Raw genomic sequence first — 13,468 nt, 5'->3', positions numbered from 1 at the left:
GAGGCAAGAGAGAATCGCTGTGCTGGCCGAATATTTGCCGTCTCTGCTGTTTCTGATCGTTGCCACCGGTATCGGCATTACGCTGATGCTGGTTGGTCGATTCCTCGGTCCCCGCCGCCCCGATCTGGAAAAGCTGTCGCCGTACGAGTGCGGCTTCGAGGCCTTCGAAGACGCGCGCATGAAGTTCGACGTGCGCTACTACCTGATCGCGATCCAGTTCATCGTCTTCGACCTGGAAATCATCTTCATCGTGCCGTGGACCCAGGTCTTCATGGAGCTGGGTGCCCGTTCGCTCATCACCATGGGCCTGTTCGTCGGCATGCTGTTCCTCGGTTTCATTTACGTCTGGAAGAAGGGAGCGCTGGAATGGGAGTGATTCAGACTCTCGATGGCCTCATGAACAACCCCACGCCGGAAGGCCGGGTTGATGACATCCTGCGGCCGGAAGGCGACAACCCGCTGCTGGAAAAGGGCTTCGTCACCACCAGCGTCGATGCACTGCTGAACTGGGCGCGCACCGGCTCGATGTGGCCGATGACCTTCGGTCTGGCCTGCTGCGCGGTCGAGATGATGCACGCCGGCGCCGCGCGCCTGGACCTTGACCGCTACGGCGTGGTGTTCCGCCCGTCGCCGCGTCAGTCCGACGTGATGATCGTGGCCGGTACCCTGGTCAACAAGATGGCCCCGGCGCTGCGCAAGGTCTACGACCAGATGCCGGACCCGAAGTGGGTCATCTCGATGGGTAGCTGCGCCAACGGTGGCGGCTATTACCACTACTCCTATTCTGTGGTGCGCGGCTGTGATCGCGTGGTGCCGGTGGACGTCTACGTCCCGGGCTGCCCGCCGACCGCCGAGGCGCTGGTGTACGGGATCCTGCAGCTGCAGAAGAAGATCTGGCGTACACAGACCATCGCCCGCTGACCCCTTCACCTGACAAGAGCGCGCCAAGCCCCCATGGCAGAGCAAGCATCCTTCATCGACCGACTGTCCGCACGTTTCGCTGGTGCGAAAGTCATCGTGGTCGAACCCCGCGGCGAAGTGACGCTGGAAGTGCCTGCCGCCGAGTGGCACGCCACCGCCCTGGCGCTGCGTGACGAGTTTGGTTTCGAACAGGCCGTGGATCTCTGCGGCGTCGACTACCTTGGTTATGGCTCCGACGAATGGGACACCGCCGACGTGTCTTCTCAGGGCTTCAGCCGCGGCGTCGAAGGCAAGGCCCAGGGCCGCTTCGCGTGGGGCGAGTTCCCCACCGAGGAAAACGGCGCCGACGGTGCCCGCCCGCAGCACATGCCGACCCAGCGCTTCGCCGTGGTCGCCCAGCTGCGCTCGTACCAGCACAACCTGATGATGCACCTGCGGTGCTTCGCCCCTGACGAAGCGCTGCCGGTGGTGTCCTCGCTGACCAGCATCTGGCCGGGCCTGAACTGGTTCGAGCGCGAAGCGTTCGACCTGTACGGCGTGATCTTCGAAGGCCACCCGGACCTGCGCCGGATCCTGACCGACTACGGTTTCGTCGGCCATCCGTTCCGCAAGGACTTCCCGCTGATCGGCAATGTCGAAGTCCGCTACGACGAAGAAAAGAAGCGCGTGATCTACGAACCGGTCACCTCGGTGGAGCCGCGCGTCGGCGTGCCGCGCGTGATCCGCGACGACGCCCGTCTGCAGACCGCAGAAGGTGAGCGCGCGCAGGAGGCAGTGAAGTGAGCCACGTACACCAGGCCGGCGAAGCATTCGCCAGCAACGCCGTCGAAAGCCGGCAGGAAATCCGCAACTACACCATGAACTTCGGCCCGCAGCATCCGGCCGCGCACGGTGTGCTGCGCCTGATCCTGGAAATGGACGGCGAAACCATCATGCGCGCCGACCCGCACGTGGGCCTGCTGCACCGTGGTACCGAGAAGCTGGCCGAGTCCAAGCCGTTCAACCAGTCGATCGGCTACATGGATCGCCTGGATTACGTGTCGATGATGTGCAACGAGCACGCCTACGTGCGCGCGATCGAGACCCTGATGGGCATCGAGGCGCCGGAGCGTGCGCAGTACATCCGCACCATGTACGACGAAATCACCCGCATCCTCAACCACCTGATGTGGCTGGGCTCCAACGCGCTCGACCTGGGTGCGATGGCGGTGATGCTGTACGCCTTCCGCGAGCGCGAAGAGCTGATGGACTGCTATGAAGCGGTCTCCGGCGCGCGCATGCACGCGGCGTACTACCGTCCGGGCGGTGTCTACCGCGACCTGCCGGACCACATGCCGAAGTACAAGGAATCGCGCTGGCACAAGGGCAAGGCGCTGAAGCAGCTCAATGCTTCGCGCGAAGGCTCGCTGCTGGACTTCCTGGAGAACTTCACCGTCGAATTCCCCAAGCGCATCGACGAATACGAAACCCTGCTGACCGACAACCGCATCTGGAAGCAGCGTACCGTCGGTATCGGCGTGGTCACTCCGGAACTGGCCCACCAGTGGGGCATGACCGGCGTGATGCTGCGCGGCTCGGGCATCGCCTGGGACCTGCGCAAGAAGCGTCCGTACGCCAAGTACGATGCCGTCGATTTCGACATCCCGCTGGGCAAGGAGGGCGACTGCTACGACCGTTACCTGGTCCGCGTTGCCGAAATGCGCGAATCCAACCGCATCATCAAGCAGTGCGTGGCGTGGCTGAAGGCCAACCCGGGCCCGGTGATGGTGAAGAACTTCAAGGTCGCTCCGCCCAAGCGCGAGGACATGAAGGACGACATGGAAGCGCTGATCCATCACTTCAAGCTGTTCAGTGAAGGCTATTGCGTGCCGGCCGGCGAGACCTATGCGGCAGTGGAAGCGCCCAAGGGCGAGTTCGGCTGCTACCTGGTCTCCGATGGCGCCAACAAGCCGTTCCGCGTGCACCTGCGCGCACCGGGCTTCGCCCACCTGTCCTCGATCGATTCGGTCGTGCGCGGCCACATGCTGGCCGACGTGGTGGCGATGATCGGTACCTACGACCTGGTGTTCGGCGAGGTTGACCGGTAATGCCGTCCGCCACGCCAACGCCCGCTGCAGGCAGCCGGCGCAAGCCGGCGCCGCAGTTTCTGGAATTTCACGTTATGCATTTCGCTGAGGTCGGCCGATGAAGGCGACAGGTAATTTCGAGGCGGCGCGCGACGTCGACCCGATGGTGGTGCTGAGCGACAAGACCCGCGCTCACATCGATCACTGGCTGTCCAAGTTCCCGCCGGACCGCAAGCGCTCTGCCGTGCTGCAGGGCCTGCATGCGGCCCAGGAACAGAACGAGGGCTGGCTTACCGACGAGCTGATCGCCGGCGTGGCCAAGTACCTTGATCTGCCGCCGGTGTGGGCCTACGAGGTCGCCAGCTTCTACTCGATGTTCGAGACCGAGAAGGTGGGCCGCAACAACGTGGCCATCTGCACCAACATCAGCTGCTGGCTCAATGGCGCCGAGGACATCGTCCGCCATTGCGAGAAGAAGCTGGGCATCAAGCACGGTGAATCGACCCCGGACGGCCGCGTCTACCTCAAGCGCGAGGAAGAGTGCCTGGCCGGTTGCGGTGGCGCGCCGATGATGGTCATCAACGGTCACTACCATGAGCGTCTGACCCTGGAAAAGGTCGACGAGCTGCTGGACGGGCTGGAGTAAGGGCATGGCACATCACCACGAATCCAAGGGTCCGGTCGGCCTCGCGCCGCTGCCGCACCAGGTGGTCTACACCACCCTGCATTACGACACCCCGTGGTCGTACGAAAGCTACCTGAAGACCGGTGGCTACGCCGCCCTGCGCAAGATCCTCGAAGAGAAGATCCCGCCGGAGCAGGTCATCGAGATGGTCAAGGCCTCGGGCCTGCGCGGCCGCGGTGGCGCAGGCTTCCCGACCGGCCTGAAGTGGTCCTTCATGCCCAAGGGCAACATGCAGAAGTACATCCTCTGCAACTCGGACGAATCCGAGCCGGGCACCTGCAAGGATCGCGACATCCTGCGCTACAACCCGCATTCGGTGGTGGAAGGCATGGCGATCGCCTGCTACGCCACCGGTTCGACCGTGGGCTACAACTACCTGCGCGGTGAGTTCCACCATGAGCCGTTCGAGCACTTCGAACAGGCCTTGGCCGATGCCTATGCGAACGGCTGGCTGGGCAAGAACATCCTCGGCAGCGGCGTGGACATCGACATCTACGGCGCGCTGGGCGCTGGCGCCTACATCTGCGGCGAAGAAACCGCGCTGATGGAATCGCTGGAAGGCAAGAAGGGCCAGCCGCGCTACAAGCCGCCGTTCCCGGCCAACTTCGGCCTGTACGGCAAGCCGTCGACGATCAACAACACCGAAACCTATGGTTCGGTGCCGGCGATCATCCGCAACGGCCCGGAGTGGTTCAAGGGCCTGAGCCTGACCGCCAACGGCGGCCCGAAGTGCTTCTCGGTGTCCGGCTGCGTGCAGAACGGTGGCAACTTCGAAGTGCCGCTGGGCACCAAATTCCACGATCTGCTGGAAATGGCCGGTGGTCTGCGTCCGGGCCGCACGCTGAAGGGCGCGATCCCGGGCGGTGTGTCGATGCCGGTGCTGACCGCGGCCGAGCTGAAGGACCTGCCGATGGACTACGACACCATCCGTGCGCTGGGCTCCGGCCTGGGTTCGGGTGCGATCGTGGTGCTCGACGACAGCGTGTGCTGCGTCAAGTTCGCCTGCCGCATCAGCCAGTTCTTCCACAAGGAATCCTGCGGCCAGTGCACCCCGTGCCGTGAAGGTACCGGCTGGATGCACCGCGTGCTGGAGCGCATCGTCGCCGGCAAGGCCACGATGGAAGACCTGCACCAGCTGAAGGCGGTGGCCGGCCAGATCGAAGGCCACACCATCTGTGCGTTCGGTGAAGCGGCTGCATGGCCCATCCAGGGCTTCCTGCGCCAGTTCTGGGACGAATTCGAGTACTACATCGTCAACGGTCATTCGATGGTTGACGGCAAGAAGGTGGAGGCAGCCGCCGCATGAGCGCGCAACCCGTAAACCCGAACGTGCCACCGGATCACGTGACCATCGAAATCGATGGCAAGTCCCTGGTCGTGCCCAAGGGTTCGATGATCATCCAGGCGGCCGACAAGGCCGGCATTTCGATTCCGCGCTTCTGCTACCACGAGAAGCTGCCGATTGCCGCCAACTGCCGCATGTGCCTGGTGGACGTGGAGAAGTCGCCGAAGCCGGCGCCGGCCTGCGCTACCCCGGTGATGGACGGCATGAAGGTCGCCACCCGCAGCGAAAAGGCACTGAAGTTCCAGCGCTCGGTGATGGAGTTCCTGCTCATCAACCACCCGCTGGACTGCCCGATCTGCGATCAGGGCGGCGAGTGCGAGCTGCAGGACGTGTCGCTGGGCTATGGCCGTTCGGTCAGCCGCTTCAACGAGCGCAAGCGCGTGGTGCCGGACGAGGACATGGGCCCGCTGGTCGCCACCGAGATGACCCGCTGCATCCAGTGCACCCGCTGCGTCCGCTTCACCGCCGACGTGGCCGGTACCTACGAACTGGGTGGCATGTACCGCGGTGAGAACCTGCAGATCGGTACCTTCGACGGCAAGCCGCTGACCACCGAGCTGTCGGGCAACGTCGTCGACGTCTGCCCGGTCGGTGCGCTGACCAACAAGGTGTTCCAGTTCCGCGCCCGCCCGTGGGAACTGACCGCGCGCGAATCGCTGGGCTACCACGACGCGATGGGTTCGAACCTGTTCCTGCACGTGCGTCGCGGCGAAGTGCTGCGCACCGTGCCGCGCGACAATGAAGCGGTGAACGAGTGCTGGCTGTCCGACCGTGATCGCTACTCGCACCAGGGCCTGTACAGCGAAGACCGTGCGGTCAAGCCGCTGCGCAAGGTCAATGGCGAGTGGAAGGAAGTGAGCTGGGCCGAAGGCCTGGCCGCGGCCGCCGAGATCCTCAAGGCCAACCAGGGCGACAACCTGGGCGTGCTGGTGCATCCGTCCACCTCGAACGAGGAAGGCGCGCTGCTGGCCCGCCTGGCCAAGGGCCTGGGCTCGAGCAACATCGACCACCGCATCAACAACCGCGATTTCTCCGACGCCGCCACCGCCGAAGTGTTCGGCCTGCCGCTGGCCGAGATCGAAGGCGCCGACCGCATCGTCGTTCTGGGCAGCAACATCCGCCACGAACTGCCGCTGCTGCACGCACGCCTGCGCAAGGCGCAGACCACCAACGGCGCGGAGATCCACGTCGTCAACCCGGTGGACTTCGACTTCGCCTTCAGCATCGCCGGCAAGCAGATCGTTGCACCGTCGAAGTTCGTCGACGCCCTGGCCAACGCAGAGCTGCGTTCGGCCGTGCAGGGCGGCAACAACACCGTGCTGATCGTCGGTGGCATCGCCGAGAACCACCCGCAGGCTGCCGCGATCCGCGCTGCCGCGCGTGACTTCGCTGCCGCCACCGGTGCCAAGCTGTGCCGCATCCCGCAGGGCGCCAACGCTGTTGGCCTGACCCGCGCCGGCGTACTGCCGGCCGGCAAGGACGTCGCCGCGATGCTGGCGCAGCCGCGCCAGGCCTACGTGGTGTACGGCCTGGAGCCGGGCCTGGACTTCGCCGATGCACCTGCCGCGCGCAAGGCGCTGGTCGGTGCCCAGGTGGTGGCCTTCAGCCAGTTCGCCTGCGTCTCCACCCGTGATGTTGCCGACGTGATCCTGCCGATCGGTACGCTGCCGGAAATCGACGCCACCCTGACCAACCTCGATGGTCGCGAGCAGTCGGCCCGTGCCGGCGGCAAGCTGCCGGGCGAGGCCCGTGAGGGCTGGCGCGTGCTGCGCGCCCTGGGCGGCGACATGGCGCTGGCCGGTTTCGACTTCACCGACCTGGCCGGCCTGCGTGCCAGCCTGGCTCCGGTGTCGGTCGCCGTTGCCGCTTCGGCACAGCCGGTGGTTGCCGGCGAAGGCCTGGAAGTGGCTTCGACCGCTGCGATCTACCGCACCGATGCGGTGGTCCGTCGTGCGCCGGCGCTGCAGTCGCATCCGCTCAACAACGCCCCGCGCATCGTGCTGAACGCTGACGATGCCGCTCGCCTGCAGCTGCAGGAAGGGCAGATGGCCAAGGTCGGCACCGATGCCGGCAAGGCCACCCTGCCGGTGGTGGTCGACGCCCGCGTCGCTGCGGGTTCGGTCTGGATTGAATCGGGCCACGGCGCGACCGCGCCGCTGGGTGCCGCTCGCGTAACGGTGGTGGCTGCATGAACGAATTGCTGTTGAACGCGGTCGACCCGCTGCACCAGTGGCTGCTTGGCCTCGGTGACATCGGCGCGCTGATCTGGATCATCCTGAAGATCCTGGTGATCACCGTTCCGGTGATCATCTCGGTGGCCTTCTACGTGGTCTGGGAACGCAAGCTGATCGGCTGGATGCACGTCCGCCACGGCCCGATGTACGTGGGCATGGGCATCTTCCAGGCCTTTGCCGACGTCTTCAAGCTGCTGTTCAAGGAAGTGGTCCAGCCGAGCAGCGCCAACAAGGCGATCTACCTGCTGGCACCGCTGATCACCCTGGCCCCGGCCTTCGCGGCCTGGTCGGTGGTCCCCTTCGATTCGCAGATCGTGCTGTCCAACGCCAATGCCGGCCTGCTGTACCTGCTGGCGATGACCTCGCTGGGCATCTACGGCATCATCCTGGCCGGTTGGGCATCGAACTCGAAGTACGCGTTCCTGGGTGCGATGCGCGCCTCGGCGCAGATGATCAGCTACGAAATCGCCATGGGCTTCGCCCTGGTCGGCGTGATGATCGCGTCGGGCAGCCTGAACCTGAGCAACATCGTGATGGCGCAGGCCGGCAATTCCGGTTTCTTCGACTGGTTCCTGCTGCCGCTGTTCCCGCTGTTCGTCATCTACTGGGTGTCGGGCGTGGCTGAAACCAACCGCGCGCCGTTCGACGTGGTGGAAGGCGAGTCGGAAATCGTCGCCGGCCACATGGTCGAGTACTCCGGCGGTGCGTTCGCGCTGTTCTTCCTGGCCGAGTACGCCAACATGATCCTGATCAGCTTCCTGATCTCGATCTTCTTCCTCGGCGGCTGGCTGAGCCCGATCCAGGGCTGGGTCAACTTCGGCGATGTCTCGCCGCTGGTCGACTGGATCTGGAAGGGCGGTGCACCGTGGCTGTTCGTCAAGGTGTTCTTCTTCGCCAGTGCCTACATCTGGTTCCGTGCCAGCTTCCCGCGCTTCCGCTATGACCAGATCATGCGCCTGGGCTGGAAGGTCTTCATCCCGCTGGCCATTCTGTGGATCGCGGTTACCGCCGTCATGGTGTTCTTCGGCGTGATTCAAAAGGGCGTCTAAGTGATGAACAGGATTACCCATTACTTCAAGAGCCTGCTGCTGCTCGAACTGCTGGGCGGCCTTTGGCTGACGCTGAAGTACAGCTTCAAGCCCAAGTACACGATGATGTACCCGATGGAGAAGTTCCCGCAGTCGCCGCGCTTCCGTGGCCTGCACGCCCTGCGCCGTTACCCCAACGGTGAAGAGCGCTGCATCGCCTGCAAGCTGTGCGAAGCGGTGTGCCCTGCATTGGCCATCACCATCGACTCGGCCAAGCGCGAAGACGGCACCCGCCGTACCACCCGCTACGACATCGACCTGTTCAAGTGCATCTTCTGCGGCTTCTGTGAAGAAAGCTGCCCGGTGGACTCGATCGTCGAAACCCACATCCTCGAGTACCACTTCGAGAATCGTGGCGAAAACATCGTTACCAAGCCGCAGCTGCTGGCCCTGGGCGACCGTCTCGAGTCCGAGATCGCCGAGCGTCGCGCCGCCGATGCCGCTTACCGCTGAGGTCGAGAGATGGATTGGGTAAATATCGCTTTCTGGGTGTTCGCCATCGCGGCAACGGTTTCGGCCGGTGCGGTGATCAGCGTGCGCAACCCGGTTCACGCCGTGCTCTGCCTGGTGCTGACCTTCTTCTCCATCGCCTGCGTCTGGCTGCTGGTCGGCGCCGAGTTCCTCGGTGTGGCACTGGTGCTGGTGTATGTCGGCGCGGTGATGGTGCTGTTCCTGTTCGTGGTGATGATGCTGGACATCGACCCCACCAAGATGCGTGAGGGTTGGGTGCGCTACCTGCCGGTCGGCCTGATCGTTGCCGTGGCCATGCTGGTCCAGATGCTGATCCTGATCGGCGTGAAGGGCAGGGCGGTCACCCCGTTCCCGGCCGACAACGCCGCTGCGCTCGCCGCCGACAGCTCCAACGTCACCTGGCTGGCCCGCACGCTGTTCACCGAATACCTGCTGCCGTTCGAGTTTGCTGCGGTCATCCTGACCGTGGCCGTGGTTGCCGCCGTGATGCTGACCCTGCGTCGCCGTACCGGCGTGAAGAGCCAGAACCCGGGCGAGCAGACCATGGTCAAGGCCGGCCAGCGCCTGCGCATGGTCAAGATGGGCGCCGAGGCACCGGTCGTGCACAGCAACAGCAAGCCGGCCGCCGGCGAGGAGACCCAGCCGTGATTACCCTTGGCCACATGCTTGCGCTGGGCGCGGTGCTGTTCGCCATCAGCCTGGCCGGCATCTTCCTCAACCGGAAGAACGTGATCGTCCTGCTGATGTCGATCGAGCTGATGCTGCTGTCGGTGAACGTCAATTTCGTCGCGTTCTCGCGTCAGCTGGGCGATCCGTCCGGCCAGCTGTTCGTCTTCTTCATCCTGACCGTCGCCGCCGCGGAAGCCGCCATCGGCCTGGCGATCCTGGTGACCCTGTTCCGTACCCGCCGCACGATCAATGTCGGCGAAGTCGATTCGTTGAAGGGCTGATCCGCAGATGGAAATCACTCTCTCCAAGAGTCTGTTGATCGCAGTGGTGCTTGCACCGCTGTTCGGCAGCATCATCGCCGGCCTGTTCGGTCGCCAGGTCAAGCGCTTCGGCGCGCAGACCATCACCATCCTCGGCGTTGCGGTTGCCTGCGGCCTGTCGATGTACACGCTCTACCAGCTGCTCTGGGGCGGTGCGCAGCCGTTCAACCAGAACATCTACACGTTCTTTGAAGTCGGCCAGTACTCGGCCCACGTCGGCTTCATGGTCGACAAGCTGACCGCGATGATGATGGTGGTGGTGACCTTCGTGTCGCTGCTGGTCCACATCTACACGATCGGCTACATGCAGGACGATCCGGGCTACCAGCGGTTCTTCAGCTACATCTCGCTGTTCACCTTCTCGATGCTCACCCTGGTGATGAGCAACAACTTCCTGCAGCTGTTCTTCGGCTGGGAAGCGGTTGGCCTGGTGTCGTACCTGCTGATCGGCTTCTGGTTCAAGCGCCCGACCGCGATCTTCGCCAACATGAAGGCGTTCCTGGTCAACCGCGTCGGTGACTTCGGCTTCCTGCTGGGCATCGCCGGCGTGCTGTGGGTGTTCGGCACCCTGGACTACTCGCAGGTGTTCTCGCAGGCCGGCATGCTGGCTGACCCGCGCGCCCAGCTGCAGATCTGGGACGGCACGATCCTGGGCATGCAGCTGCTGAACGAGCCGGTGATCTGGTCGATCGCCACCGTCATCTGCATCTGCCTGTTCATCGGCGCCATGGGCAAGTCGGCCCAGGTCCCGCTGCACGTGTGGCTGCCGGACTCGATGGAAGGCCCGACCCCGATCTCGGCACTGATCCACGCCGCGACGATGGTGACCGCCGGTATCTTCATGGTCACCCGCATGTCGCCGCTGTTCGAGCTGTCGCAGACCGCGCTGAACTTCGTGCTGTTCATCGGTGCCACCACCGCGTTCTTCACCGGCCTGATCGGCATCGTGCAGAACGACATCAAGCGCGTCGTCGCGTACTCCACGCTGTCGCAGCTGGGCTACATGACCGTCGCCCTGGGCGTGTCGGCCTATTCGGCGGCCGTGTTCCACCTGATGACCCACGCCTTCTTCAAGGCGCTGCTGTTCCTGGGTGCCGGCTCGGTCATCATCGCGATGCACCACGAGCAGGACATGCGCAAGATGGGCGGCCTGCGCAAGTACATGCCGATCACCTTCGTCACCATGTGGATCGGTACGCTGGCCCTGGTCGGTACGCCGTTCTTCTCCGGCTTCTATTCGAAGGACACCATCATCGAGGCGGCCGAGATCCACGCCCACATGCAGAACAGCTGGGTGGCCACCTATGGTTACTGGGCAGTGCTGGGTGGCGTGCTGGTGACCAGCTTCTACAGCTTCCGCCTGCTGTTCATGACCTTCCATGGCAAGGAACGCTTCCGCGACGCGCACGACGATCATGGCCATGGCCATGACGATCACCACGCCGCCGACGCCCACCATGGCGATGCCCATGACGACCACGGCCATGGCCACGGTCCGCATGAGCCGCACGAAACCCCGTGGGTGGTGACCCTGCCGCTGATCCTGCTGGCCATCCCGTCGATCGCCATCGGTTTCTTCAGCATCGGCCCGATGCTGCATGGCACCGACTGGGCCGGCCACCATGCGCACGAGGCGATCAAGGGCCAGGCGCAGACGTTCTTCACCGGCATCGTCGACTTCTACGATCCGGCCAAGAACACCGTCGCGTTCCTGGGTGAAGAGTTCCATGGTCCGGTCGCGTTCGCGCTGCACGGCATGATGCTGCCGCCGTTCTGGCTGACCCTCGCGGGCTTCCTGCTGGCCGCGCTGTTCTACCTCTGGAAGCCGGACCTGTCGGGCAAGGCGCGCAAGACCTTCGCCCCGATCGTTTCGGTGCTGGAAAACAAGTACGGCTTCGACAAGCTGTGGATCGATGGCTTTGCCGGCGGCAGCGTCAAGCTGGGCAAGGTCTCGCGCTGGATCGACAGCAACATCGTCGACGGCGTGGTCAATCTCTCGGCACGTGTTGTGGACGTTGCAGCCGGCGTGCTGCGTCGTACCCAATCCGGTTTCCTCTATCACTACGCCTTCGCGATGATCATCGGCCTGATTGCCCTGCTGGGCGTGCTGATGCATTACCTGCGTTGATGACCTGTACGGAATAAGAAGACGTGTCGAACTGGCCTCTACTCAGTGTCCTCATCTGGCTGCCGATCATCGGTGGTGCCCTGATCCTTGCGATCCGTGATGCGCAGACCGCCCGCTGGGCGTCGCTGGGTGTCGCGGTGCTCACCTTCGTTGCAAGCCTCTCGCTGCTGAGCGGCTACAACGCGGGCATCGACGGCCTGCAGTTCGTCGAGACCCATGCCTGGATCCCGGCGTACAAGATCGGCTACAACCTGGGCGTGGACGGCATTGCCGTGGCGCTGATCCTGCTGACCACCCTGGTCAGCGTGCTTGCCCTGATCGGCGCCTGGAGCGCCATCGACAAGCGCGTGAACCAGTACGTGGCGGCCTTCCTGATCCTGGAAGGCGTCACCGTCGGCATCTTCGCCGCGACGGACGCGATGCTGTTCTACGTGTTCTTCGAGGCGATGCTGATCCCGATGTTCCTGATCATCGGTGTCTGGGGCGGCCCGCGCCGCATCTACGCCGCGCTGAAGTTCTTCCTGTACACCTTCCTCGGCTCGGTGCTGATGCTGGTGGCGCTGATCTACCTGTACATGAAGGGCGGCAGCTTCCAGCTGGCCGACCTGTACGCGCTGCCGCTGTCGGCCAAGGAACAGACCTGGATCTTCTTCGCCTTCCTGATCGCCTTCGCGGTCAAGGTGCCGATGTTCCCGGTGCACACCTGGCTGCCGGACGCGCACGTGGAAGCGCCGACCGCCGGTTCGGTGATCCTCGCCGCCATCGCCCTGAAGATCGGTGGCTACGGCTTCCTGCGCTTCAACCTGCCGATCGTCCCGGACGCGTCGCAGGAATGGGCCTGGCTGGTGATCGCGCTGTCGCTGATCGCGGTGATCTACGTCGGCCTGGTCGCTCTGGTGCAGGACGACATGAAGAAGCTGATCGCCTATTCGTCGATCGCGCACATGGGCTTCGTCACCCTGGGCACCTTCATCGCCCTGTGGCTGGTGCGTGAGGCCGGCAACGCCGATGCCGCCCGCCTGGGCCTGCAGGGCGCCATGGTGCAGATGATCTCGCACGGCTTCGTGTCCGGTGCGATGTTCTCCTGCGTCGGCGTGCTGTACGACCGCATGCACAGCCGCCGCATCGCCGATTACGGCGGCGTGGTCAACGTGATGCCGTGGTTCGCCACCTTCGCCATGCTGTTCTTCATGGCCAATGCCGGCCTGCCGGGCACCAGCGGTTTCGTCGGTGAGTTCATGGTCATCCTGTCGGCCTTCCAGCGTAATCCGTGGATCGCACTGGGCGCGGCCACCACCCTGATCATCGGTGCCGCCTACACCCTGTGGCTGTACAAGCGCATCTTCTTCGGCGAGGTGGCCAACAGCCACGTGGCCGAACTGAAGGACATCAACGGCCGCGAATGGCTGGTGCTGGGCGTGTTCGCCATCGGCGTGCTGGCGCTGGGCATCTACCCCAAGCCGCTGACCGACCTGATGGAGCCCTCGATCGCGAAGCTGGCGATGCAGATCGCATCCAGCAAGCTGCTGTAATTCCAGGAT

At 64.2% G+C, this 13,468-nt stretch carries 13 protein-coding genes; all 13 read left to right on the top strand.

Going from position 1 to position 13,468, the window contains the following annotated elements:
- The first annotated feature begins 19 nt into the window (after positions 1–19).
- The 13 genes from GOC52_RS14460 to GOC52_RS14400 all read left to right on the top strand — a co-directional run bounded on the left by GOC52_RS14460 (position 20) and on the right by GOC52_RS14400 (position 13,459).
- Positions 20–376: an NADH-quinone oxidoreductase subunit A gene (locus GOC52_RS14460; protein WP_008265012.1), complete on the top strand. Its 357-nt coding sequence runs from the start codon at positions 20–22 to the stop codon at positions 374–376.
- A complete protein-coding gene (locus GOC52_RS14455) occupies positions 367–921 on the top strand; it encodes a NuoB/complex I 20 kDa subunit family protein (RefSeq protein ID WP_005410463.1) in 555 nt (184 codons plus the stop codon). Before GOC52_RS14460 ends, GOC52_RS14455 begins: the two co-directional genes overlap by 10 nt.
- 33 nt (positions 922–954) lie before the next feature.
- Positions 955–1,704 (top strand): NADH-quinone oxidoreductase subunit C, encoded by a 750-nt coding sequence (locus GOC52_RS14450; RefSeq protein ID WP_010486428.1) that lies wholly within the window; start codon positions 955–957, stop codon positions 1,702–1,704.
- Positions 1,701–3,008: an NADH-quinone oxidoreductase subunit D gene (locus GOC52_RS14445; RefSeq protein ID WP_191849732.1), complete on the top strand. Its 1,308-nt coding sequence runs from the start codon at positions 1,701–1,703 to the stop codon at positions 3,006–3,008. The genes GOC52_RS14450 and GOC52_RS14445 overlap by 4 nt, the downstream gene beginning before the upstream one ends.
- 97 nt (positions 3,009–3,105) lie before the next feature.
- The gene (gene nuoE, locus GOC52_RS14440; protein ID WP_006381132.1) at positions 3,106–3,633 is read left to right on the top strand and encodes an NADH-quinone oxidoreductase subunit NuoE; all 528 of its coding nucleotides are present in this window, start codon (positions 3,106–3,108) and stop codon (positions 3,631–3,633) included.
- A gap of 4 nt (positions 3,634–3,637) precedes the next feature.
- Complete coding sequence (gene nuoF / locus GOC52_RS14435; RefSeq protein ID WP_191849730.1) at positions 3,638–4,978, top strand: NADH-quinone oxidoreductase subunit NuoF; 1,341 nt, start codon at positions 3,638–3,640, stop codon at positions 4,976–4,978.
- A complete protein-coding gene (gene nuoG / locus GOC52_RS14430; protein ID WP_191849728.1) occupies positions 4,975–7,209 on the top strand; it encodes an NADH-quinone oxidoreductase subunit NuoG in 2,235 nt (744 codons plus the stop codon). Before nuoF ends, nuoG begins: the two co-directional genes overlap by 4 nt.
- Positions 7,206–8,300: an NADH-quinone oxidoreductase subunit NuoH gene (gene nuoH / locus GOC52_RS14425; RefSeq protein ID WP_006381129.1), complete on the top strand. Its 1,095-nt coding sequence runs from the start codon at positions 7,206–7,208 to the stop codon at positions 8,298–8,300. Before nuoG ends, nuoH begins: the two co-directional genes overlap by 4 nt.
- Positions 8,301–8,303: 3 nt before the next feature.
- Positions 8,304–8,792, top strand: coding sequence for an NADH-quinone oxidoreductase subunit NuoI (gene nuoI / locus GOC52_RS14420; protein WP_006381128.1), 489 nt, complete (start codon positions 8,304–8,306; stop codon positions 8,790–8,792).
- Between the two features lie 9 nt (positions 8,793–8,801).
- Entirely contained in the window at positions 8,802–9,458 is a 657-nt protein-coding gene (locus tag GOC52_RS14415; RefSeq protein WP_049437083.1) for an NADH-quinone oxidoreductase subunit J, read from the top strand.
- On the top strand, positions 9,455–9,760 hold the full coding sequence (gene nuoK / locus GOC52_RS14410; RefSeq protein WP_006381125.1) for an NADH-quinone oxidoreductase subunit NuoK: 306 nt from the start codon (positions 9,455–9,457) through the stop codon (positions 9,758–9,760). The genes GOC52_RS14415 and nuoK overlap by 4 nt, the downstream gene beginning before the upstream one ends.
- Positions 9,761–9,767: 7 nt before the next feature.
- Positions 9,768–11,927, top strand: coding sequence for an NADH-quinone oxidoreductase subunit L (nuoL, locus tag GOC52_RS14405; RefSeq protein WP_191849726.1), 2,160 nt, complete (start codon positions 9,768–9,770; stop codon positions 11,925–11,927).
- Between the two features lie 23 nt (positions 11,928–11,950).
- Positions 11,951–13,459 (top strand): NADH-quinone oxidoreductase subunit M, encoded by a 1,509-nt coding sequence (locus tag GOC52_RS14400; protein ID WP_005410452.1) that lies wholly within the window; start codon positions 11,951–11,953, stop codon positions 13,457–13,459.
- Positions 13,460–13,468: the final 9 nt, after the last annotated feature.

It is taken from the genome of Stenotrophomonas sp. SXG-1 (assembly GCF_014083965.1).
GTDB lineage: Bacteria > Pseudomonadota > Gammaproteobacteria > Xanthomonadales > Xanthomonadaceae > Stenotrophomonas > Stenotrophomonas geniculata.
The sequence above is the reverse complement of the archived record's forward strand: the minus strand, read 5'-3'. Positions and strand labels throughout refer to the sequence as shown.

Excerpts from the sequence above, each read along its gene's own strand:
- GOC52_RS14455 (WP_005410463.1), top strand. The coding sequence starts at position 367 with ATGGGAGTGATTCAGACTCTCGATGGCCTCATGAACAACCCCACGCCG.
- GOC52_RS14450 (WP_010486428.1), top strand. The coding sequence starts at position 955 with ATGGCAGAGCAAGCATCCTTCATCGACCGACTGTCCGCACGTTTCGCT.
- nuoE (WP_006381132.1), top strand. The coding sequence starts at position 3,106 with ATGAAGGCGACAGGTAATTTCGAGGCGGCGCGCGACGTCGACCCGATG.
- nuoF (WP_191849730.1), top strand. The coding sequence starts at position 3,638 with ATGGCACATCACCACGAATCCAAGGGTCCGGTCGGCCTCGCGCCGCTG.
- nuoG (WP_191849728.1), top strand. The coding sequence starts at position 4,975 with ATGAGCGCGCAACCCGTAAACCCGAACGTGCCACCGGATCACGTGACC.
- nuoH (WP_006381129.1), top strand. The coding sequence starts at position 7,206 with ATGAACGAATTGCTGTTGAACGCGGTCGACCCGCTGCACCAGTGGCTG.
- nuoI (WP_006381128.1), top strand. The coding sequence starts at position 8,304 with ATGAACAGGATTACCCATTACTTCAAGAGCCTGCTGCTGCTCGAACTG.
- GOC52_RS14415 (WP_049437083.1), top strand. The coding sequence starts at position 8,802 with ATGGATTGGGTAAATATCGCTTTCTGGGTGTTCGCCATCGCGGCAACG.
- nuoL (WP_191849726.1), top strand. The coding sequence starts at position 9,768 with ATGGAAATCACTCTCTCCAAGAGTCTGTTGATCGCAGTGGTGCTTGCA.